The sequence below is a fragment of the Pseudomonas sp. PDM02 genome (assembly GCF_014852285.1).
GTDB lineage: Bacteria > Pseudomonadota > Gammaproteobacteria > Pseudomonadales > Pseudomonadaceae > Aquipseudomonas > Aquipseudomonas migulae.
Genome location: NZ_JACVBL010000007.1, coordinates 323,300 through 344,909, shown reverse-complemented (window position 1 = coordinate 344,909; position 21,610 = coordinate 323,300). Strand labels below are relative to the sequence as shown.

Annotated in this window: 15 protein-coding genes, 1 tRNA gene and 1 riboswitch; of the genes, 14 read left to right on the top strand and 2 right to left on the bottom strand. The window is 60.1% G+C overall.

The window, feature by feature from the left end; genetic code table 11:
- Window positions 1-17: 17 nt before the first annotated feature.
- Together IB245_RS15035 and argR are read left to right on the top strand one after the other, a co-directional pair.
- Complete coding sequence (locus tag IB245_RS15035) at window positions 18-782, top strand: ABC transporter ATP-binding protein (RefSeq protein ID WP_008034888.1); 765 nt, start codon at window positions 18-20, stop codon at window positions 780-782.
- A gap of 241 nt (window positions 783-1,023) precedes the next feature.
- On the top strand, window positions 1,024-2,004 hold the full coding sequence (argR, locus tag IB245_RS15030) for a transcriptional regulator ArgR (protein ID WP_008033121.1): 981 nt from the start codon (window positions 1,024-1,026) through the stop codon (window positions 2,002-2,004).
- A gap of 1 nt (window position 2,005) precedes the next feature.
- Here the strand turns inward: argR and IB245_RS15025 are convergent, their stop codons facing one another.
- Window positions 2,006-6,721: a dermonecrotic toxin domain-containing protein gene (locus tag IB245_RS15025; RefSeq protein WP_192227961.1), complete on the bottom strand. Its 4,716-nt coding sequence runs from the start codon at window positions 6,719-6,721 to the stop codon at window positions 2,006-2,008.
- A gap of 287 nt (window positions 6,722-7,008) precedes the next feature.
- Between IB245_RS15025 and IB245_RS15020 the strand changes: the two genes are divergently transcribed.
- From IB245_RS15020 to astE, 7 genes are all read left to right on the top strand, one after another.
- On the top strand, window positions 7,009-8,229 hold the full coding sequence (locus tag IB245_RS15020; RefSeq protein WP_008033117.1) for an aspartate aminotransferase family protein: 1,221 nt from the start codon (window positions 7,009-7,011) through the stop codon (window positions 8,227-8,229).
- A 212-nt stretch (window positions 8,230-8,441) separates the two neighbouring features.
- Complete coding sequence (gene aruF / locus IB245_RS15015) at window positions 8,442-9,461, top strand: arginine/ornithine succinyltransferase subunit alpha (RefSeq protein WP_008033116.1); 1,020 nt, start codon at window positions 8,442-8,444, stop codon at window positions 9,459-9,461.
- Between the two features lie 71 nt (window positions 9,462-9,532).
- On the top strand, window positions 9,533-10,558 hold the full coding sequence (astA, locus tag IB245_RS15010; RefSeq protein WP_008033114.1) for an arginine N-succinyltransferase: 1,026 nt from the start codon (window positions 9,533-9,535) through the stop codon (window positions 10,556-10,558).
- Window positions 10,555-12,024, top strand: coding sequence for a succinylglutamate-semialdehyde dehydrogenase (gene astD / locus IB245_RS15005; RefSeq protein WP_192227969.1), 1,470 nt, complete (start codon window positions 10,555-10,557; stop codon window positions 12,022-12,024). Before astA ends, astD begins: the two co-directional genes overlap by 4 nt.
- 138 nt (window positions 12,025-12,162) lie before the next feature.
- Window positions 12,163-13,509 (top strand): N-succinylarginine dihydrolase, encoded by a 1,347-nt coding sequence (astB, locus tag IB245_RS15000; protein WP_008033110.1) that lies wholly within the window; start codon window positions 12,163-12,165, stop codon window positions 13,507-13,509.
- Window positions 13,510-13,529: 20 nt separating this feature from the next.
- Window positions 13,530-13,817 carry a hypothetical protein gene (locus tag IB245_RS14995; protein WP_008033108.1) on the top strand — a complete coding sequence of 96 codons (288 nt, stop codon included), beginning with the start codon at window positions 13,530-13,532 and terminating at the stop codon, window positions 13,815-13,817.
- A 12-nt stretch (window positions 13,818-13,829) separates the two neighbouring features.
- On the top strand, window positions 13,830-14,840 hold the full coding sequence (gene astE, locus IB245_RS14990; protein WP_008033106.1) for a succinylglutamate desuccinylase: 1,011 nt from the start codon (window positions 13,830-13,832) through the stop codon (window positions 14,838-14,840).
- A gap of 121 nt (window positions 14,841-14,961) precedes the next feature.
- Here astE and IB245_RS14985 read toward each other — a convergent pair whose 3' ends face one another.
- On the bottom strand, window positions 14,962-15,471 hold the full coding sequence (locus tag IB245_RS14985) for a 6,7-dimethyl-8-ribityllumazine synthase (protein ID WP_192227960.1): 510 nt from the start codon (window positions 15,469-15,471) through the stop codon (window positions 14,962-14,964).
- A gap of 102 nt (window positions 15,472-15,573) precedes the next feature.
- Window positions 15,574-15,745: riboswitch (FMN riboswitch) on the bottom strand.
- A 197-nt stretch (window positions 15,746-15,942) separates the two neighbouring features.
- Here IB245_RS14985 and ltaE point away from each other — a divergent pair.
- The 5 genes from ltaE to IB245_RS14960 all read left to right on the top strand — a co-directional run bounded on the left by ltaE (window position 15,943) and on the right by IB245_RS14960 (window position 21,574).
- Window positions 15,943-16,947 carry a low-specificity L-threonine aldolase gene (gene ltaE / locus IB245_RS14980; RefSeq protein ID WP_008033103.1) on the top strand — a complete coding sequence of 335 codons (1,005 nt, stop codon included), beginning with the start codon at window positions 15,943-15,945 and terminating at the stop codon, window positions 16,945-16,947.
- A gap of 146 nt (window positions 16,948-17,093) precedes the next feature.
- Window positions 17,094-19,712, top strand: coding sequence for an alanine--tRNA ligase (alaS, locus tag IB245_RS14975; RefSeq protein ID WP_192227959.1), 2,619 nt, complete (start codon window positions 17,094-17,096; stop codon window positions 19,710-19,712).
- Window positions 19,713-19,803: 91 nt separating this feature from the next.
- Window positions 19,804-21,045: an aspartate kinase gene (locus IB245_RS14970; RefSeq protein ID WP_008033100.1), complete on the top strand. Its 1,242-nt coding sequence runs from the start codon at window positions 19,804-19,806 to the stop codon at window positions 21,043-21,045.
- Between the two features lie 187 nt (window positions 21,046-21,232).
- Window positions 21,233-21,421, top strand: a complete 189-nt coding sequence (gene csrA / locus IB245_RS14965; protein ID WP_002554426.1) for a carbon storage regulator CsrA — start codon at window positions 21,233-21,235, stop codon at window positions 21,419-21,421.
- A gap of 62 nt (window positions 21,422-21,483) precedes the next feature.
- Window positions 21,484-21,574: transfer RNA gene (locus tag IB245_RS14960), tRNA-Ser, on the top strand.
- The last annotated feature ends 36 nt before the right edge of the window (window positions 21,575-21,610 follow it).

The window sequence follows — 21,610 nt, the reverse complement described above, 5'->3', positions numbered from 1 at the left end:
TTGTGAGAACCGACCGCATGTACAAACTTGAAGTCCAAGACCTGCATAAACGCTATGGCAGTCACGAAGTGCTCAAGGGCGTGTCCCTGAAAGCGGCGGCTGGCGATGTGATCAGCATCATCGGCTCCAGTGGCTCCGGCAAAAGTACCTTCCTGCGCTGCATCAACCTGCTGGAGCAGCCGCACGCGGGCAAGATCCTGCTCAACAACGAAGAGCTGAAACTGGTTGCCAACAAGGACGGCGCGCTGAAAGCCGCTGACCCGAAACAGCTGCAACGCATGCGTTCGCGTCTGTCGATGGTGTTCCAGCACTTTAACCTGTGGTCGCACATGACCGCGATGGAAAACATCATGGAAGCGCCGGTCCACGTGCTCGGCATGTCCAAGGCCGAAGCCCGCGAGAAAGCCGAGCACTACCTGAACAAGGTCGGCGTGGCACATCGTAAAGACGCTTACCCTGGCCACATGTCCGGTGGCGAGCAGCAGCGAGTGGCGATTGCCCGTGCGCTGGCGATGGAACCTGAGGTGATGCTGTTCGACGAACCGACCTCGGCCCTCGACCCGGAACTGGTCGGCGACGTGCTGAAGGTGATGCAGGCCCTGGCCCAGGAAGGCCGGACCATGGTGGTGGTGACCCACGAAATGGGCTTCGCCCGTGAAGTGTCGAACCAGCTGGTGTTCCTGCACAAAGGTGTCGTCGAAGAAAGCGGCAACCCGCGTGAAGTGCTGGTCAATCCACAGTCCGAACGTCTGCAACAATTCCTCTCGGGCAGCCTGAAATAATCAAGACTGCCGTTGTGCACCGGGATAGTGCATGCTTCGCAATTTAGAGGCCGGCCCCGATTTGTAGGAGCCGGCTTGCTGGCGATCGCGGTGGGTCAGTTTAAGTATCTGGCACAGACATACCGCCATCGCCAGCAAGCCGGCTCCTACAGGGGATGGTTACCGGTTTTGAGATTTGCGTTCATTTACGGGCTAGCATTGGCCCATGCCTTCATCACTGTTTCGTTTCGGATTGCCCGCCATGACTGCCCATCGAATTGGTTTCCTGATTTGGCCCAGCACTAAAGCACTGACGCTTGCGCTGGCTGAGGAGGCCTTGCGTGTTGCCCAGCGTGTGCATCCGGACGTGGTCTACGAACTGTCGTTCCTGCAGGCCGAACCGTCGACCGAAGGCGCCTGGCAATTGCCGGGTGAACCCTGGGCCGGCAAGCTTGAAAACTTGCAGAAACTGTTCCTGCTCGCCGATGAGCCGCCGACCACCCTCGCGCCGGCGCTCAGCAGTGCGCTGAAACAACTGGTGCGTGCCGGTTGCGTGATCGGTGGTTTGTCCGCCGGTGTTTATCCGTTGGCGCAACTCGGTTTGCTCGACGGTTATCGTGCTGCCGTGCACTGGCGCTGGCAGGACGATTTTGCCGAGCGTTTCCCGAAAGTCATCGCCACCAGCCATCTGTTCGACTGGGATCGCGATCGCCTGACGGCGTGCGGTGGCCTGTCGGTGCTCGACCTGTTGCTGGCGGTGCTGGCCCGTGATCACGGCGCCGAACTCGCTGGCGCCGTATCCGAAGAGCTGGTGGTCGAGCGCATCCGTGAAGGCGGCGAGCGCCAACGCATTCCGCTGCAGAACCGCCTCGGTTCCAGCCATCCGAAGCTCACCCAGGCGGTGTTGCTGATGGAAGCCAACATCGAAGAGCCGCTGACCACCGACGAAATCGCCCAGCACGTGTGCGTATCCCGTCGGCAGTTGGAGCGGATCTTCAAGCAATACCTCAACCGCGTGCCGAGCCAGTACTACCTGGAACTGCGCCTGAACAAGGCCCGGCAGATGTTGATGCAAACCAGCAAGTCGATCATCCAGATCGGCCTGTCGTGCGGCTTCTCCTCGGGGCCACATTTCTCCAGCGCCTACCGCAACTTCTTCGGCGCCACGCCGCGGGAGGATCGCAACCAGCGGCGTAGCAGCAGTCCGTTCGAGTTGTCGTCAGTGCCGTCCGAGCGCGGCTGATCTATTCGTCGATCTCGGAACCCTCAGAGGTGGATACGTTCATTTCACCTCGATTGATCACTTCTTCCACGCCAAAGTCGGCACGTGTGCGTTCGAAGTAACTGATCAGCCGCAACAGGCTTTCCTCCGTAAACGGATTGCCCCTCAGCGTAATGTTCTCCGCCACTTCCACGGGCAACTCCAACAGGTCGCTGGGTACGTTGGTGATTGCGTTGCCGCTCAAGTCTGCCCAGTCCAGTTCCGCCAGTTGTAGCAGGCCATCGGGTATCTCAGTGATGCCGGTGTCGTTGAGCAGAATGGTCGCCAGGTCCGGCATCTGACTCAGGTCGGGTGTCAGCCCCAAGGGGTTGAGGCCCAGATCGAGGTATTCGAGCTGTTCCATTCCCGCCAATGCGCCGACCGACTGCACGGACAGGCCGACGCGGCAGCTGGGAATCGACAGTGACCTGAGTCGCCCCATCTTGAACACCGCATCGGGAATGTCACCGAGGTTGCAGTCGCGCAGCCTCAGGCTTCTCAGGTTCGGGAAGGATTCCAGAAAACGCCCGATGCGCGTCACGCCATCGACACTGTGCAGCTCCAGCGCCGAGACATGGCTGAAGTCAGCGCTGAGGGTCGGCAGTTCCCCGGTGATGACCGGGCGGATGGAGAGTTCATACGACGGCTCAAGCGACTCATTGAAATCATCCAGCTCGGCGTCATGCCGCCAGCAGCGCTCCATTGCCTCTTTGAATTCATCGCGATTGGCGTGTTCGACAAACTGTTGCATGTCACTGAAGGGGTCTCCCGTCAGTGGGTGGCGCGGCGGTAGATCGGCTGTCCATGTCGTCAGATCGTTGCTCAATTGGGCCAGCTCTGCTTCCAGGTGGGTCAGCTCTGTTCGGCCCTCTTCCAGTGTGCCGGGCAGTTCGTAGACGAAATCGCTGGCCTGCTCGACTTCCATGTTCGGGTAGAGCGCCCTGGCTCGTTCGATATCCGCCTCGGGGGCATAGACGCCCAGATCGTATGAGGTTTCGAGGTAGTGCAGCTTGACGAGTTGCCGAGCGCTGTCGACGAGCGGGTTGTCCGACAGGTGCACGCCGCGCTTGTCGTAGACCACGCTGTCGAACAACCCGGAAGGCAGCTCGGTGATCCGGTTATTGATCAGCATGAGCGTATCGAGTCTGGGGTGCGTGATAGCGCTGACGGGGATTTCAGTCAGACCGGTTGCGCTCAGGTCCAGGTGCACGAGTTCGGTAAATGCGCCGACATCGGGAGCCACGTCAATCGGATTACGGAACAGGTCCAGCATCACCAGTTTGTTCAATGAGGACAGTTTCGACCACGCGTCGGCATCAATCCTGATCGCGCATTCGTTCAGCACCAATGTGTCGAGGTTGGTCATCCGTGGGATGGCGTCGGGCAGGGTGGTCAGGGAGAAGCGCCGCAAGTCGAGGCGACGAAGGTCGCTGAAATTTTGCAGGAAACCGTGAACACCTTGCTCCGCGTGACTGCCTTCGAGTGCGACCAGCGATACGTGACTGAAGTCCGCCGTCAGTACCGGCAACGCACCCAGAATCGGCTCGGCGAATCGCAGCACATAGCGGTCATTGTGCTCTGTCGATTCGAGATCCCGTTGTGTTTGCCGACGCCAGCTCTGCTGGATTTCCTGAGCCAGCAACCGGCGGTTGTGCTGCTGGGCCTGTTGTTCCAGCTCGCTCAATGGCTGTCTGGTTTCGGGGTGGACGGTGGGGGCTTCCTTTATCCAGGTATCCAGGTCTTCATGCAGCCGTTCGAGTTCATTGCTCAGGCGCGAAAGCTCCACGCGAGCGCCATCGGGGTGGCGTTGCAGGCGGGCGACGACGGCGCGGAGTTCATCCTGGGGCAGGCCTGGATACACCTCGCGAACCCTGTCATTCAGTGTGGGAGTGGGGCGACCTGTTCGGTTGTACCCCTCCGATCCACCGGGCAGGCGCATGGTCGCCGGGTCATAAAAGGGTTTTCGGTTGGGATGTTTCACCAGCAGCGTGCGCAATGCGGGTTTGTTCTGCGCATGCTCGGCAATGCGTTGTTTGAGTAGCTGACCGTCTTCGGCGGAAAGACCCAATGCCGTGCGCTCAGCGTCGGGCAGTGCCTGCAGGAGGGCCTGATAAAAGTCGCTCGGCAGAGACGTGTTTTCATGGGCCCGATACGTGTGGTCCTCGACGTATATCAGTGTCTTGAGGATGGGGGCGTCGGGCTGACCGATGCTGTCGCGCAACGCCCCCTCGTGGGAAAACTCCCTGACTTCGATGCGCAGGCGAGCAGGCCAGCCGGGCAGTGATTCAAGGCTATGCAGGGCCAGGCGATGGGTGTCCGCCGTTTCCATGCCCTGCAGATAAAACCCTTCATAGGCTCTGGCGACACGCACCGCGTCCATGGCTTTCAGCGCTACATCCTTGAGGCGCTGGGGCAAGCGGCCGTTGTGCATTTGCTTCAGTTCGGTGCCGCTTGCGTTGCTCACCAGTTCTTGTGCGATGTCTGTGGGCAGTCCCTGTACTTCGCCTTGCAGTAGCAGAACGTGGCGATCGGCGGTTTTTTCAAGTTCACGGTAGCGCGACTGGAACAGCGATCTGCGCTGGTTCAGCGCCTGATAGTGGTCGGGATGGTCACTGCCGGTCTGCTCGACCAGCGCCTGAATGTCTCGGTCGATCCTGAAGCGCTTGATCGTGTCGGTCAGCAGCGAAGGCGGGCGCTGATTCTCGACACGGATCTCGCGCAACACGTTGTCGTGAAAGCCGCTGATCTGCAGGAGTTGCTCGCGCTCGGCAGTATTGAACGACTCGACGCTCTGGCCGAGGCGGCGCAGCACGGTTTCCCGGTCCCACGTCAGCGGTCGCTCCAGCATGGTTTGCCAGGCACCATGGCTGTTGTGTCGCAGAGCCGGCTGATAGGCGTCGGCCCGGCGCGGGTGTTGAATCTGAAAGCGGCCAGTCTTGCTGTCCGGTTTTACCGAGTAGAGTTTGCCTTCAACGCGCGCCAGTGTTTTGCCCTCATGCTGATACAAACCGAGAGGGTCGGGGTTGGCAGCGTCCGGCAGATCAACGGACTGTTCGTAAGGCGCGAGATCCGGTTTCCAGTATCGGGTTTTGCCTGTGGCTGTCTTGATGGGTTTGAGCGGGGAAATCAGCGTCACCGCCTCGCGAGACATGAGGCCGTTGAACGCCCCGGCCGCCATGACACCGCCCACCGCGAACGTTCCGAGTTCAACTACCGTTTCGGCGATCGTCATCAAGTGTCCGAACGCTTCGGTTTTCAGGCCTTCGGCCCAGTCGATGATGCCTTCGAACGTGTCGTCGAGCACTTGGTAGGCCATGTAGGCGAGCATCAATTCGCCCAGAAACGGAACAAAGGGCAGGGCCACGAACGACGCCACTTCAAGGATCTTTTTGGCGACATTGCTGAAGGCGTCCCACGCCGCCCATCGCGCTGCTCGGTCGGCGCTGGCGGTAGAAACCGCAAGGGTGCGTGCGTCATTGAGCAGTTTGTTCAATTGCTGCTGATAGAGGTGAGTCCACAGATCGTTTCTGATCGGGTTCACCGAGAATTGCAGGTTGGGCTTGTCGATGGGGGTGTCGCGCCAGCTCGGCAGCGGATCGCCGCGCTGGTGTTCATGCCAGGTCACGGCGTGGAGGCGACTGTTGAGGTCGGCGAAAAAGTGGCCTCGTTCCTGATGATCGATGAACCGGCTGAAGAACGCCTGATAAGCAGGCGAGCGCAGTTTGCGGGTCAGCTCGGTCATGAAAGCCAGGGTGTCGGGGTACTGTTTGAGCGGGTGTTCCGGGTCGTCGGGGATGTAGGCGATGATTCGCGAGCGTTGGGAGGTGAGTTCAAGTATCGGCGCGAAAATGACGATGCCGGTCAGCAATGAAGACATCAGGCTCAGGTCGTGACAGTGCAGTCGCCAGTTGTCCAGCCCCACGTTTTCGCGGCCCTCGATCATGTCGAGAATCGATTGCCAGGCATCCAGCGGCAGATCGCCACGGACCTGGGCCAGGTGCAGGGCTGATAGCAGGGCGGCCTTGTGCGTCTTGATCACGCTCGACTTCAACACGGCAGCGGCTACCGGGTTGGTAAACCCCAGGTTTTCCTTGAGGTGGGCCTCGTATCGACCGCCGATATCCAGCTCCCTGCACAACCGGGTGAAGTGCTGAATGGAGAGTTGGCGCTTGATCGCCGGCAATGTATCGAATTGCCCGGTGGACGAGGGTTCGGTGATGAACGTCGAGGCAGATTCGTAAGCCTGCGCTTCGGTTTCCGAATCCTGAAAGTTGTGCAGGGCGGCGTCGAGCAGCGAGACCGTCCAGGTGCGCGCGGCACCGGTCTTGATCGGGAACCACGGAACGGTCTGCGGGATGTACAGGCGCAGGAAGGTCGTCTTGACGTCCAGTTCCAGGCCGTACCGGGTTTTCAATGCGTCACGCAGAAGCGGTTCGGCAAAGTCCCGGGCGTTCTGCAGTTTATCCAGCATGGATTCCAGGTGGTTACGCTGGGCCAGATAGTGCGTGCTGGCCGCTTTCAATGATTGGTGCTGCTGGCGGGTTGCCTGGGCGTGCCATTCAGGGAGGTCCAGCCGCGCGCTTTTCAGCGCAGTGCGCGTAGCGGGCGATGCTGTTAATAGCCAGTCGGGCAGATTGTGGAACGCATGCTGGAAATGCGCGTCTGGCTGAGCCGTAAGCTCGGGGTCATGCTGAATCATGGCGCTAGTCCGTTAGCGTTTGGATGGAACCCAAGGAAAACAAACGATGAAGCACGGTGTGCGGTACATATTTACCGCACCGTTCGACAAGCCTGCCTATAACCTGTGCCGCCGGTTTAAACTGCGCCTTTGCGACGCTATATGTCGCATTGCCGTAAACCCGGCTGAAACCGGGGTTTGCGCTATAAGAAGTTGTCGCTTGGCGGCAAGGCCGGGCTGAAAACTGTCCTTACAATCCCCCCATCGCTCGCCAGTTTCCGGCGAGTGTTCCTCTTCAGGAGACTCCGATGTCCGTTGAGCACGCTGCGGTAGAACGCGCCGATTTCGACCAGGTAATGGTTCCCAACTATGCGCCTGCCGCCTTCATTCCTGTGCGTGGCGCCGGTTCCCGCGTATGGGACCAGTCTGGCCGCGAGCTGATCGACTTCGCCGGCGGGATTGCCGTTAACGTATTGGGCCATGCGCACCCGGCGCTGGTCGGTGCCTTGACCGAGCAGGCGAACAAGCTGTGGCACGTGTCCAACGTGTTCACCAACGAGCCTGCCCTGCGTCTGGCGCACAAGCTGATCGACGCAACCTTTGCCGAGCGTGCGTTCTTCTGCAACTCCGGCGCCGAAGCCAACGAGGCCGCTTTCAAGCTGGCCCGTCGTGTCGGCCATGATCGGTTTGGCAGCGAGAAGTACGAAATCATCGCCGCTCTCAACAGCTTCCACGGCCGTACCCTGTTCACCGTGAACGTCGGTGGCCAGTCGAAGTATTCCGACGGTTTCGGTCCGAAAATCACCGGCATCACCCATGTGCCGTACAACGATCTGGCCGCGCTGAAAGCCGCCATTTCCGACAAGACCTGCGCTGTGGTCCTGGAGCCGATCCAGGGCGAGAGCGGTGTTATCCCGGCCGAACTCGAATACCTGCAAGGCGCCCGTGACCTGTGCACCGCGCACAACGCGCTGCTGATTTTCGACGAAGTGCAGACCGGCATGGGCCGTACTGGCCATCTGTTTGCCTACCAGCATTACGGCGTGATCCCGGACATCCTGACCAGCGCGAAGAGCCTGGGCGGCGGTTTCCCGATCGCAGCCATGCTGACCACCGAAGACCTGGCCAAACACCTGGTCGTCGGCACCCACGGCACTACCTACGGCGGTAACCCGCTGGCGTGCGCCGTCGCCGAAGCGGTGATCGACGTGATCAACACCCCTGAAGTGCTGGCCGGCGTCAACGCCAAGCACGACAAGTTCAAGGCTCGCCTGGAGCAGATCGGCGAGAAATACGGCCTGTTCACCAAGGTTCGTGGCATGGGCCTGTTGATCGGTTGCGTGCTGAGCGAGGCCTGGAAAGGCAAGGCGAAGGACATTTTCAACGCCGCCGAGCGCGAAGGCCTGATGGTCCTGCAAGCCGGCCCGGACGTGGTGCGTTTTGCGCCAAGCCTGGTGGTTGAAGACGCCGATATCGATGCCGGCCTGGATCGTTTCGAGCGCGCTGCAGCAAAACTGACGCAAGCCTGATAGACCCTTCGACGCCTGATGATTTCAGGCGTCGAACCCAATTTTGATGCCGGCCCCGCTTTTCTGTAGGAGCGAAGCTTGCTCGCGAAGGTGTGTCAGTCACAGTGATGTCGACTGACACACCTTCGCGAGCAAGCTTCGCTCCTACCCAAGTCTTCAAAAGGCCGGGCCGGTTTATTTTCCTCAAAGAGTTTAGAGAAAGGAGTGACACCATGCTGGTGATGCGCCCCGCGCAAATGGCTGATCTGGGCGAGGTACAGCGTCTGGCTGCGGACAGCCCGATTGGTGTCACTTCCTTGCCGGATGACGTTGAACGCCTGAGCGACAAGATCGCCGCGAGCGAAGCCTCGTTCGCTGCCGAAGTCAGCTTCAACGGTGAAGAGAGCTATTTCTTCGTCCTCGAAGACACCGCCACCGGCAAACTGGCCGGTTGCTCGGCCATCGTTGCCTCGGCCGGTTATTCCGAGCCGTTCTACAGCTTCCGCAATGAAACCTTCGTGCACGCCTCCCGCGAGCTGAAGATTCATAACAAGATTCACGTGCTCTCCCAGTGCCACGACCTGACTGGCAACAGCTTGCTGACCAGTTTCTACGTGCAGCGCGAGTTGGTGGGTTCGCCGTGGGCCGAGCTCAACTCCCGTGGCCGCTTGCTGTTCGTGGCCAGCCATCCGGAGCGCTTTGCCGATTCCGTGGTGACCGAGATCGTCGGTTACAGCGATGAAAATGGCGACTCGCCGTTCTGGGACGCCATCGGTCGCAACTTCTTCGACCTCAACTACGCCGAAGCCGAGCGTCTGTGCGGTCTGAAGAGCCGCACGTTCCTCGCCGAGCTGATGCCGCATTACCCGATCTACGTGCCGTTGCTGCCGGACTCCGCGCAAGAAGCGATGGGCCAGGTGCACCCACGGGCGCAGATCACTTTCGACATCCTGATGCGCGAAGGCTTCGAGACCGATCACTACATCGACATTTTCGACGGCGGCCCGACGTTGCATGCGCGTGTTTCGGGGATCCGTTCGATCGCCCAGAGCCGTGTCGTGCCGGTGAAAATCGGCGAGCCGGTCAAAGGCGCAGGGCGTCAGTACCTGGTGGCCAATGCGCAGTTGCAGGATTACCGCGCCGTGTTGCTCGAGCTCGATTACGCGCCGGGCAAACCCGTGACCCTGGATCTGGAAGCGGCCGAAGCCCTGGGCGTCGGTGAAGGTGCAAGCGTGCGCCTGGTGGCGGTTTAACGCCTGCTTTTCAACCTAGAAAGCAGCAAGTGTTTCGCGGGTGGCGCAAGCGGCCCGTTTGAGGAGATAGCATGATCGTTCGTCCCGTACGCAGCAGCGATTTACCCGCTCTGATCGACCTGGCCCGTAGCACCGGCACCGGCCTGACCACCTTGCCGGCCAACGAAGAGCGTCTGGCCCATCGGGTCGGCTGGGCCGAGAAGACCTTTCGCGGCGAGGCCGGGCGCGGCGATGCGGACTATCTGTTCGTCCTCGAAGACGACAACGCTCGTGTGGTGGGCATTTCCGCCATTGCCGGCGCCGTCGGCCTGCGTGAGCCCTGGTACAACTTCCGGGTCGGCCTGACGGTCAGCGCTTCGCAAGAGCTGAACATCTACCGCGAAATCCCGACGTTGTTTCTGGCCAACGACCTGACCGGCAACTCGGAATTGTGCTCGTTGTTCCTGCACGCCGATTTCCGCACCGGCCTCAACGGCCGCATGCTGTCCAAGGCGCGAATGCTGTTCATCGCCGAGTTCCCGCAACTGTTCGGCAACAAGATCATTGCCGAAATGCGCGGTGTCTCCGACGAAGCAGGGCGTTCGCCGTTCTGGGAAAGCCTGGGTCGACACTTCTTCAAAATGGAATTCAGCCAGGCCGATTACCTGACCGGCGTGGGCAACAAGGCGTTCATCGCCGAACTGATGCCGAAATTCCCGCTGTACACCTGCTTCCTGTCGCCGGATGCACGTAACGTGATCGGTCAGGTTCACCCGGACACCGAGCCGGCGCTGGCCATGCTCAAGAGCGAAGGTTTCAGCTACCAGGGCTACGTCGACATTTTCGACGCCGGCCCGGCCATCGAATGCGAAACCGGCAAGATCCGCGCCGTGCGAGACAGTCAGGCGCTGGTGTTGGCCGTTGGCACGCCGGGTGACGACGCCACGCCATTCATCATTCACAACCGCAAGCGCGAAGACTGCCGGATCACTGCCGCACCCGCACGTCTTGCCGCCGGTACGCTGGTGGTCGATCCGCTGACCGCCAAACGTCTTCAACTCAACGCCGGCGATCAAGTGCGCGCCGTTCCGTTGTCTGCTGCTCGGGAGTCGAAATAATGAATTCGCTATACATCGCAGGTGAATGGCTGGCCGGTCAGGGTGAAGCCTTCCAGTCGCTGAACCCGGTGACCCAGCAAGTGCTGTGGGCCGGCGAGGGCGCTACCGCCGCTCAGGTTGAGTCCGCCGTGCAAGCCGCGCGTCAGGCGTTTCCGGGTTGGGCTCGCCGTACTTTGGAAGAACGTATCTCGGTGCTGGAAGCCTTTGCTGGCGCGCTGAAAAACAACGCTGACGAACTGGCGCGTTGCATCGGTGAAGAAACCGGTAAACCGCTGTGGGAAGCGGCGACTGAAGTGACCAGCATGGTCAACAAGATTGCGATTTCGGTGCAGAGCTACCGCGAACGCACCGGCGAGAAGAGCGGCCCGCTGGGCGACGCCACCGCCGTATTGCGCCACAAGCCACACGGCGTGGTCGCGGTGTTCGGTCCTTACAACTTCCCTGGGCACTTGCCCAACGGTCACATCGTGCCGGCGCTGCTGGCCGGTAACAGCGTGCTGTTCAAGCCGAGCGAGCTGACCCCGAAAGTCGCCGAACTGACGGTCAAGTGCTGGATCGAAGCCGGCCTGCCAGCCGGCGTGTTGAACCTGCTGCAAGGCGCTCGCGAAACCGGTATCGCCCTGGCGGCGAACCCGGGTATCGACGGTCTGTTCTTCACCGGTTCGAGCCGTACCGGCAATCACCTGCACCAGCAGTTCGCCGGTCGTCCAGACAAGATCCTCGCGCTGGAGATGGGGGGTAATAACCCGTTGGTGGTCGATGAGGTCGCTGATCTGGATGCGGCGGTGTACACCATCATTCAGTCCGCTTTCATTTCTGCCGGTCAACGTTGCACCTGTGCCCGCCGCTTGCTGGTGCCGCAGGGCGCCTGGGGCGACACGTTGCTGGCGCGTCTGGTGGCGGTCAGCTCGACGATTGAAGTCGGTGCGTTCGATCAGCAGCCAGCGCCGTTCATGGGCTCGGTGATTTCCCTCGGTGCGGCAAAAGCGCTGATGGATGCGCAGGAACATCTGCTGGCCAATGGCGCCGTGGCGTTGCTGGAAATGACTCAGCCTGAGGCACAAGCCGCGTTGCTGACCCCAGGTATTCTGGACGTGACCGCCGTTGCCGATCGTCCTGACGAAGAGCTGTTCGGCCCGTTGCTGCAAGTGATCCGCTACGCTGATTTTGAAGCGGCGATCGCTGAAGCCAACGACACCGACTATGGCCTGGCGGCCGGTTTGCTGTCGGATTCCGAAGCGCGTTATCAGCAGTTCTGGCTGGAAAGCCGTGCCGGTATCGTCAACTGGAACAAACAGCTGACCGGTGCTGCGAGCAGCGCACCGTTCGGCGGCGTCGGCGCCTCGGGCAACCACCGCGCCAGCGCCTACTACGCGGCAGATTACTGCGCGTACCCGGTGGCCTCGCTGGAAACGCCGAGCCTGACGTTGCCAGCGGCCCTTACGCCTGGCGTGAAGATGGCGTAGCGCCCATTCGCGGGCAAGCCTCGCTCCTACGGATCCCATTGAACCTGTAGGAGCGAGGCTTGCCCGCGAAGGCCGCAACGCGGTCGTACTGAACAGTAACTGAAGCCTATAAAAACAGATTCTCGTGGAGCCTCGCTGATGAAATCCTATGAAGTCAATTTTGACGGTCTAGTGGGGCCGACCCATAACTACGGCGGCCTGTCCTACGGCAACGTCGCGTCCCAGAGCAACAGCCAGCAGTCTTCGAACCCGAAGGAAGCCGCGCTGCAAGGCCTGGCGAAAATGAAAGCGCTGATGGAAATGGGCTTTCAACAAGGCGTTCTGGCCCCGCAAGAGCGTCCTGATGTCGCCGCCCTGCGTCGCCTGGGCTTCAGCGGCACCGACGCGCAAGTGATCGAGCAAGCGGCGAAAGACGCGATGCCGTTGCTGGTCGCCAGTTGCTCGGCGTCGAGCATGTGGGTGGCCAACGCCGCCACGGTCAGCCCGAGCGCCGACACCGCAGACGGTCGCGTGCATTTCACCGCCGCCAACCTCAACTGCAAATACCACCGCAGCATCGAGCACCCGACCACAAGTCGTGTACTGGGTGCAATGTTCGCTGATCAGAAGCACTTCGCTCACCACGCGGCGTTGCCGGCCGTGGCGCAATTCGGTGACGAAGGCGCCGCCAACCACACGCGTTTCTGCCGTGAATACGGTGAAGCCGGCGTCGAGTTCTTTGTGTTCGGTCGCAGCGCGTTCGATAACCGCTACCCGGCACCGCAGAAGTACCCGGCGCGCCAGACCCTCGAAGCCTCGCAAGCCGTTGCTCGTCTGCACGGTTTGAGCGATGACGGTGTGGTCTACGCCCAGCAGAATCCTGCGGTGATCGATCAGGGCGTGTTCCACAACGACGTGATCGCGGTGGGTAACGGCGAGGTGCTGTTCTATCACGAGGACGCGTTCCTCGACACCGAACAGATGCTGGCCGAACTGCAAAGCAAACTCGCCAAGGTCGGCGGCAAATTCCAGTCGGTGTGCGTACCCCGTTCGGCGGTTACCGTGGAAGACGCGGTGCGTTCCTACCTGTTCAACAGCCAGTTGCTGTCGCGTCCTGATGGCTCGATGCTGTTGATCGTGCCGGAAGAGTGCCGTGGCAACGAGCGCGTCTGGCAGTACCTGCAAAGCCTGACCAGTTCTGGCGGCCTTATCCGCGAAGTCAAAGTCTTCGATCTGAAGCAAAGCATGCAGAACGGCGGTGGCCCGGCGTGCCTGCGTTTACGCGTGGCACTGAATGAAACCGAACTGGCGGCCGTCAACCCAGGGGTTATCATGACGGCACCGTTGTACGGCACGCTGACCGAATGGGTCGAAAAGCACTACCGCGACCGCATGGCCGAAACCGACCTTGCGGACCCGCAATTGCTGCTTGAGTGCCGGACGGCACTGGATGAACTGACGCAAATCCTTAAACTGGGCGCGGTTTATCCATTCCAGATCAATTGAACGTCGAGAGCGTAAAACACATGAGCGATACCCTGCAGCTGATCCTTGAAGACACCGACGGCACGCAACTGGAAACTTCCTGCACCCGCGTCGCTGTCATTTGGCAAGGCAAAGAGCTGTGGATTCAGCACGATGGCCGCGGCCAATTGCTGATCGGCGTGGACGTCGAAGAAGGTGACGCTGAATACGCCAACCTGCTGCTGCGCCCATTGGCGACTAATCTGGTAAGTCTGCAACTGGAAATGGAACCGGCTGAAGTCGGCGACGAAGACCACGTGCACGGCCCGGATTGCGCCCACGACCACTAAGGAAACCGCTCTATGCTCGCCCTCGGCAAACTGCTTGAACTGACCCTCGCCGGCCGCGAACCGGCGGAGAAGACTCAACTGACTGTCGAAGGCGTGCGCATGCGCTGGTTGAGCGAAGGTGCGCTGGAAGTCCGGCCACCTGAGGCTCGCGACAATGGCCTGGACCTGCTGCTGTCAGCCGGGATCCATGGCAACGAAACAGCGCCGATCGAGTTGCTCGATCGCCTGTTGCATGACATCGCTCGCGGCGACTTGAAGCCGCGCGCACGTATTCTGTTCCTGTTCGGCAACCCGGAAGCGATTCGCAAGGGCGAGCGCTTTATCGAGCAGGACGTCAATCGGCTGTTCAACGGCCGTCACGAACAAACCAGCGGCTCCGAAGCCCTGCGCGCCTGTGAACTGGAGCGGCTTGCGGCCAGTTTCTTCAGCCTTCCGGATCGCGATCGTCTGCATTACGACCTGCACACCGCGATTAGAGGCTCGAAGATCGAGCAGTTTGCGTTGTATCCATGGAAGGAAGATCGCCAGCATTCACGTCAGGAACTGGCTCGCCTGCGCGCCGCCGGCATGGAAGCGGTGTTGCTGCAAAACAAGCCGTCCATCGTTTTCAGTTCCTACACCTACGACAAGCTGGGTGCCGAGTCTTTCACCCTGGAGTTGGGCAAGGCGCGGCCGTTCGGGCAGAACGACGGGGTCAACGTCTCCCTGCTTGAAACCCGCCTTAAACAGATCATCGAAGGCACAGAGCCGGAACTGACCGAAGAGGCGCTGAATGGGTTGCAGTTGTTCAGCGTGGCACGGGAAATCATCAAGCACAGCGATAGCTTCCGCTTGAACCTGCCGGCGGACATCGAGAATTTTTCGGAACTGGAAGTGGGTTATCTGCTGGCCGAAGACATCGCCCAGACGCGCTGGATCATCGAAGAAGAGGGCGCGCGGATTATCTTCCCGAACCCCAAGGTCAAGAACGGCCTGCGCGCCGGCATCCTGATCGTGCCGACCACCGACGAAAACCTTGCCTGACTGACGACGCTGACTCTGTAGGAGCGAGGCTTGCCCGCGAAAGCGATTCCAGATTCAGCGATGATGTTGAATGTTAAATCGCTTTCGCGGGCAAGCCTCGCTCCTACAGGGGGAGCGGTGTTTAGACGGCTACTGCACGTGGCTCGCTGCGACGCAACGCCCGAATCTTGCTCAGCGTATCCGCACACGTCTTCGCCGCTTCCTGGCCTTTGTGCACGAAATGCTCGAAGAAGAACTTCTGATGCTCTTCACCGGCATGGAAGTGGTGCGGGGTCAGGGACACCGAGAACACCGGCACTTCGGTTTCCAATTGAACCTGCATCAGGCCGCTGACCACAGACTGGGCGACGAATTCGTGACGGTAGATCCCGCCGTCCACCACCAGGGCTGCCGCGACAATACCGGCATAACGGCCGGTCTTGGCCAGCAACTTGGCGTGCAGGGGCATTTCAAAGGCGCCGCCGACTTCGAAGAAGTCGATGTCGGATTCGTGATAACCCTGAGCAATCATTTCTGCGACGAAGCCCTTACGGCTCTGATCGACGATTTCCTTGTGCCAGCAGGCCTGGATGAACGCTACGCGCTCGCCCTGATGGTGTTTGCTTTTGCTGTCGATTGCGGTGGGTTGCATGTTCTGACTCCTGTTTATGTATAAAACAGGGCATATGAATCGAATGGGATTTAAGGGTACGCACGCTCGCACGAATGCCTGCGGACGGCCCTTTGGCGCCAATCCCGTTCTCTCTTCATCCGGACTATGACCGTCGGCCCCGGGATCACACCGGGTCTGCTGACCTTGCCGTCAAACACCGCCGAAGCCGTGCCTGTCGCCAAGCGCTCGCGGGCTATGCGCATTGCGCGCAATTACCGCCGGTGGGGAGTTGCACCCCGCCCTGAGAACGTTTTGCCGACAGATTGTCTGGCGGCGCAGCGTTTTTAACACATATTTCTCAGCCGTGCATTGCTGCTATCTGATGATTGCTATCGACTTTTTCGCTCACTTGCTGCGTCTTTTCCTCGCCCAAGGGTTGATTATTCGTCGACATGACCGCAGTAACTCCATTCCGAAAGGGATTTTCCCCTGCTTACCGAGGCCAGATTCATGAGCGTTATCGATCTTCGCAGCGACACCGTCACTCAGCCGACTCCAGGGATGCTCGACGCGATGGCCAACGCGGCCACCGGTGACGACGTCTACGGTGAAGATCCGACGGTCAATCGTCTGGAAGCCGAGTTGGCGAAACGCCTGGGCTTTGCCGCGGCGCTGTTCGTGCCGACCGGCACCATGAGCAACCTGCTGGGCCTGATGGCGCACTGCGAGCGCGGTGACGAATACATCGTTGGCCAGCAGGCGCACACGTATAAGTACGAAGGTGGCGGCGCGGCGGTGCTCGGTTCGATCCAGCCGCAACCGCTGGAAGTGCAGGCCGACGGCTCGCTGGACCTGGCTCAGGTGGCTGCCGCGATCAAACCGGACGATTTCCATTTCGCCCGCACGCGCTTGCTGGCGCTGGAAAACACCATGCAGGGCAAGGTGCTGCCGCTGGAGTATCTGGCCCGGGCGCGCAGTTTCACTCGCGAACATGGGTTGCAACTGCACCTCGACGGCGCTCGCCTGTACAACGCGGCAGTCAAACTGGGGGTTGATGCCCGGGAAATCACCCAGCATTTCGATTCGGTGTCGGTCTGCCTGTCCAAGGGGCTGGGCGCGCCGATCGGTTCGGTGTTGTGCGGCTCGGTCGAGTTGATCGGCAAGGCGCGCCGTCTGCGCAAGATGGTCGGCGGCGGCATGCGTCAGGCCGGGATTCTGGCGGCAGCGGGGCTGTACGCACTGGATAACAACGTCCAGCGTCTGGCCGACGATCATGCCAACGCGCAATTCCTCGCGGACGGACTGCGAAAAGCCGGTTACGAAGTCGAACCGGTGCAAACCAACATGGTTTATGTGCAGATGGGCGACAAGGCCGAGGCGATCAAGGCGTTTGCCGCCGAGCGCGGGATCAAACTCAGCGCCGCCGGTCGTCTTAGAATGGTCACGCACATGGACGTGAGCCGCGCGCAAATCGAGCAAGTCGTCGCGACATTCGTCGAGTTTTCGCGCAACTGACAGCGTTAGCCGTCCAATTGACCGTTTCTATCGTATAAACACGCTGTACCCCGCGCGCTGGGCCGATATAATGCGGCCCTTTGCCGTCGCTTCGTCTGTTGACGTTTCGCACAGGCCTTTGGCCGCAGCCTCCGTGGAAGAACCTAATGAAAAGCGCAGAAATCCGTGAAGCCTTCCTTCGCTTCTTCGAAGAGCAAGGCCACACTCGTGTAGCCTCCAGCTCTTTGATTCCGGGCAACGACCCAACCCTGCTGTTCACTAACGCGGGGATGAACCAGTTCAAGGACTGTTTCCTGGGCCAGGAAAAACGTGCGTACACCCGTGCGACCAGCAGCCAGAAATGCGTGCGTGCCGGTGGCAAGAACAGTGACCTGGAAAACGTCGGTTATACCGCTCGTCACCACACCTTCTTCGAAATGCTGGGTAACTTCAGCTTCGGTGACTATTTCAAGCACGACGCAATCACCTACGCCTGGACCTTCCTGACCGGCGTCCTGAAGCTGCCCAAGGAAAAACTCTGGGTAACGGTCTACGCCTCGGATGACGAAGCCTATGACATCTGGACCCAGCAGATCGGTGTGCCGGTCGAGCGCATGATCCGCATCGGCGACAACAAAGGCGCGCCTTACGCCTCCGACAACTTCTGGACCATGGGCGATACCGGCCCGTGCGGTCCTTGCACCGAGATTTTCTACGATCACGGCGCCGACATCTGGGGCGGCCCACCGGGCTCGCCGGAAGAAGACGGCGACCGTTACATCGAGATCTGGAACAACGTGTTCATGCAGTTCAACCGCACCGCCGATGGCGTGTTGCATCCGCTGCCAGCACCGTCGGTCGACACCGGCATGGGCCTGGAGCGGATCAGTGCGGTGATGCAGCACGTTCATTCCAACTATGAAATCGACCTGTTCAAGAACCTGCTGAGCGCATCGGCCAAGGCCATTGGCTGCACCAATGACGATCAGTCTTCGCTGAAGGTTGTGTCCGACCATATCCGTTCGTGCGGTTTCCTGATTGCCGACGGCGTGCTGCCGTCCAACGAAGGTCGCGGCTACGTGCTGCGCCGGATCATTCGTCGTGCGTGCCGTCACGGTAACAAGCTGGGCGCGACCGGCAGCTTCTTCTACAAGATCGTCGCGGCGCTGGTTGCAGAGATGGGCGAAGCGTTCCCGGAACTCAAGCAGCAACAAGCCAACATCGAGCGCGTGCTCAAGGCCGAAGAAGAGCAGTTCTCCAAGACCCTGGAGCACGGCCTGAAGATTCTCGAGCAGGATCTGCTGGAACTCAAAGGCACCGTGGTGCCGGGCGACGTGGTGTTCAAACTCTACGACACCTACGGTTTCCCGATGGACCTGACCGCGGACATCGCTCGCGAGCGCAACCTGACCGTCGACGAAGCCGGCTTCGAACGCGAAATGGAAGCCCAGCGCGTCCGTGCCCGTTCCGCCAGTTCGTTCGGTCTGGACTACAACACGCTGGTCAAGGTTGACGTCGCCACCGAATTCACCGGCTACAAGGCCACCAGTGGTTCGGCGAAAATTGTCGCTATCTATAAAGAAGGCAAGTCCGTCGACGTCTTGAGTGAAGGCGAAGAGGGCGTGATCGTTCTCGATCAGACCCCGTTCTACGCTGAATCCGGCGGTCAGGTTGGCGACTGCGGTTACCTGCAATCGAACATCGGCCGTTTCGACGTGCGCGACACCACCAAGACCGGTGGCGCGTTCCTGCACCACGGTGTGCAGGCATTGGGCAGCCTGACTATCGGATCGCCGGTCGAGACCCACGTCGAAGCCGACGTGCGCCACGCGACATCGCTGAACCACTCGGCCACTCACTTGCTGCACGCGGCATTGCGTCAGGTGCTGGGCGATCACGTTCAGCAGAAAGGTTCGTTGGTCGACAGTCAGCGCCTGCGCTTTGACTTCAGCCACTTCGAAGCCATCAAGCCTGAGCAACTGAAGGCGCTGGAAGACATCGTCAACGCCGAGATTCGCAAGAACACGGCTGTTGAAACCGAAGAAACCGATATCGAAACCGCCAAGCAAAAAGGCGCCATGGCGCTGTTTGGCGAGAAGTATGGCGACAACGTGCGCGTACTGAGCATGGGCGGCGATTTCTCCGTCGAACTGTGCGGCGGGATCCACGCCAACCGTACCGGCGACATCGGCCTGCTGAAAATCATCAGCGAAGGCGGTGTGGCTTCCGGTGTGCGTCGTATCGAAGCGGTCACCGGCGCTGCGGCGCTGGCATACTTGAACGCTGCCGAAGAACAACTCAAGGAAGCGGCCAACCTGGTCAAGGGCAGCCGCGACAACCTGATCGACAAGCTGTCGGCTGTGCTGGAGCGCAACCGTCTGCTGGAGAAGCAACTCGAGCAGTTGCAGGCCAAGGCTGCCAGCGCGGCGGGCGACGATCTGTCGGCTTCCGCCCTGGACGTCAAAGGCGTGAAAGTACTGGCCGTGCGTCTGGACGGTCAGGACGGCAAGGCGCTGCTGGCGCTGGTCGATCAACTGAAAAACAAACTCGGCCGCGCAGTGATCCTGCTCGGCAGTGTCCATGAGGAAAAGGTCGTTCTGGTTGCAGGCGTAACCAAAGACCTGACTGGCCAACTCAAAGCCGGTGATTTGATGAAGCAAGCCGCTGCGGCAGTGGGCGGGAAGGGCGGTGGTCGTCCAGACATGGCGCAGGGCGGTGGTACTGACGCTGGCGCACTGGATGCGGCATTGGCCCTGACTGTTCCATTTGTAGAGCAGGGTTTATAAGGCAGTGTGTCCGGCCCACAGTCTAGTGGTGGGCCGGAACGCTGTTTGAGTGATTATTTGGGCGCCCTTCATGGGCAGAGGCGGCTTTGAAATGGCTTTGATCGTACAGAAATTTGGAGGCACCTCGGTCGGCACTGTCGAGAGAATCGAGCAGGTCGCCGACAAGGTTAAGAAATTCCGCGATGCCGGCGATGACCTGGTGGTTGTGCTGTCTGCAATGAGCGGCGAAACCAACCGTCTGATCGATCTGGCCAAGCAAATCAGTGGCGACGGCCAGCCGGTTCCGCGTGAGCTGGATGTGATCGTCTCCACCGGTGAGCAGGTGACGATTGCCCTGTTGGCCATGGCGCTGATCAAGCGCGGCGTGCCAGCGGTGTCCTACACCGGCAACCAGGTACGGATTCTGACGGATAGCGCGCACAATAAAGCGCGTATCTTGCAGATTGATGACCAGAAGATTCGCGGTGATCTGAAAGCAGGTCGTGTGGTGGTTGTCGCCGGTTTCCAGGGCGTCGACGAGCACGGCAACATCACCACCCTAGGTCGTGGCGGTTCCGACACCACCGGCGTGGCGCTGGCGGCAGCCTTGAAGGCTGACGAATGCCAGATCTACACCGACGTCGACGGCGTCTACACCACCGACCCGCGTGTGGTGTCCGTGGCCCAGCGCCTGGACAAGATTACCTTCGAAGAGATGCTGGAAATGGCCAGCCTCGGTTCCAAGGTGTTGCAGATCCGTGCGGTGGAATTCGCCGGCAAGTACAACGTTCCGCTGCGCGTACTGCACAGCTTCAAGGAGGGTCCGGGCACCCTCATTACTATTGATGAAGAGGAAACCATGGAACAGCCGATCATTTCCGGCATCGCTTTCAACCGCGATGAAGCCAAGCTGACCATCCGTGGCGTGCCAGACACCCCGGGCGTTGCATTCAAGATTCTCGGCCCGATCAGCGCCGCGAACATCGAAGTCGACATGATCGTGCAGAACGTTGCGCACGATAACACCACCGACTTCACCTTCACCGTACACCGCAACGACTTCCAGGCCGCGCAAACCGTGCTGGAAAACACCGCTCGCGAGATCGGTGCCCGTGAAGTCGTTGGCGACATCAAGATCGCCAAGGTCTCGATCGTCGGTGTCGGCATGCGCTCCCACGCAGGTGTGGCCAGCCGCATGTTCGAATCCCTGGCGAAAGAAAGCATCAACATCCAGATGATCTCGACTTCGGAAATCAAGGTTTCCGTGGTGATCGAAGAGAAGTACCTGGAACTGGCTGTGCGCGCCCTGCACACGGCTTTCGAACTGGACGCGCCGGCCCGAACGGGCGAGTGATGCGTTTGCCGAAGGGCGCGGTCTGACCGCGCCCTTTTGTTTTTTTGAATGGTGCGGCCCGAAGCTGTTCTTTTGCCCGCGCTGGTCAATACTCAGGCATGTAGGGCTGCGATCTTTCAGGTTGTAGGTCGAGTGCCTTTTTTTTGCAGACTGTTGTCCCTGAAATGAAATGCGTGAGGAGAAAGGTATGCTGATTCTGACTCGTCGGTGCGCAGAAAGCCTGATTATTGGTGATGGAGAAATCACCGTGACCGTGCTCGGCGTTAAAGGAAATCAAGTGCGTATCGGTGTCAACGCCCCGAAAGAGGTTGCGGTCCACCGTGAGGAAATTTACCTGCGTATAAAGAAAGAGAAGGACGAAGAACCAAGCCATTAATTTTTATCGTTTTTTATGTTTGCAAACGGGGAAGAAGCTGGTTAATATACGCCCCGTGTTGCGGAGAGCTGGCCGAGTGGCCGAAGGCGCTCCCCTGCTAAGGGAGTACACCTCAAAAGGGTGTCGGGGGTTCGAATCCCCCGTTCTCCGCCATTATTTGCGTAGTACGTTGTAATCTGGCTTCTTCGG

What these genes read in the sequence shown, in the direction of transcription:
- IB245_RS15035 (WP_008034888.1), top strand. Translation starts at nt 18, where the DNA reads ATGTACAAACTTGAAGTCCAAGACCTGCATAAACGCTATGGCAGTCAC.
- argR (WP_008033121.1), top strand. Translation starts at nt 1,024, where the DNA reads ATGACTGCCCATCGAATTGGTTTCCTGATTTGGCCCAGCACTAAAGCA.
- IB245_RS15025 (WP_192227961.1), bottom strand. Translation starts at nt 6,721, where the DNA reads ATGATTCAGCATGACCCCGAGCTTACGGCTCAGCCAGACGCGCATTTC.
- IB245_RS15020 (WP_008033117.1), top strand. Translation starts at nt 7,009, where the DNA reads ATGTCCGTTGAGCACGCTGCGGTAGAACGCGCCGATTTCGACCAGGTA.
- aruF (WP_008033116.1), top strand. Translation starts at nt 8,442, where the DNA reads ATGCTGGTGATGCGCCCCGCGCAAATGGCTGATCTGGGCGAGGTACAG.
- astA (WP_008033114.1), top strand. Translation starts at nt 9,533, where the DNA reads ATGATCGTTCGTCCCGTACGCAGCAGCGATTTACCCGCTCTGATCGAC.
- astB (WP_008033110.1), top strand. Translation starts at nt 12,163, where the DNA reads ATGAAATCCTATGAAGTCAATTTTGACGGTCTAGTGGGGCCGACCCAT.
- IB245_RS14995 (WP_008033108.1), top strand. Translation starts at nt 13,530, where the DNA reads ATGAGCGATACCCTGCAGCTGATCCTTGAAGACACCGACGGCACGCAA.
- astE (WP_008033106.1), top strand. Translation starts at nt 13,830, where the DNA reads ATGCTCGCCCTCGGCAAACTGCTTGAACTGACCCTCGCCGGCCGCGAA.
- IB245_RS14985 (WP_192227960.1), bottom strand. Translation starts at nt 15,471, where the DNA reads ATGCAACCCACCGCAATCGACAGCAAAAGCAAACACCATCAGGGCGAG.
- ltaE (WP_008033103.1), top strand. Translation starts at nt 15,943, where the DNA reads ATGAGCGTTATCGATCTTCGCAGCGACACCGTCACTCAGCCGACTCCA.
- alaS (WP_192227959.1), top strand. Translation starts at nt 17,094, where the DNA reads ATGAAAAGCGCAGAAATCCGTGAAGCCTTCCTTCGCTTCTTCGAAGAG.
- IB245_RS14970 (WP_008033100.1), top strand. Translation starts at nt 19,804, where the DNA reads ATGGCTTTGATCGTACAGAAATTTGGAGGCACCTCGGTCGGCACTGTC.
- csrA (WP_002554426.1), top strand. Translation starts at nt 21,233, where the DNA reads ATGCTGATTCTGACTCGTCGGTGCGCAGAAAGCCTGATTATTGGTGAT.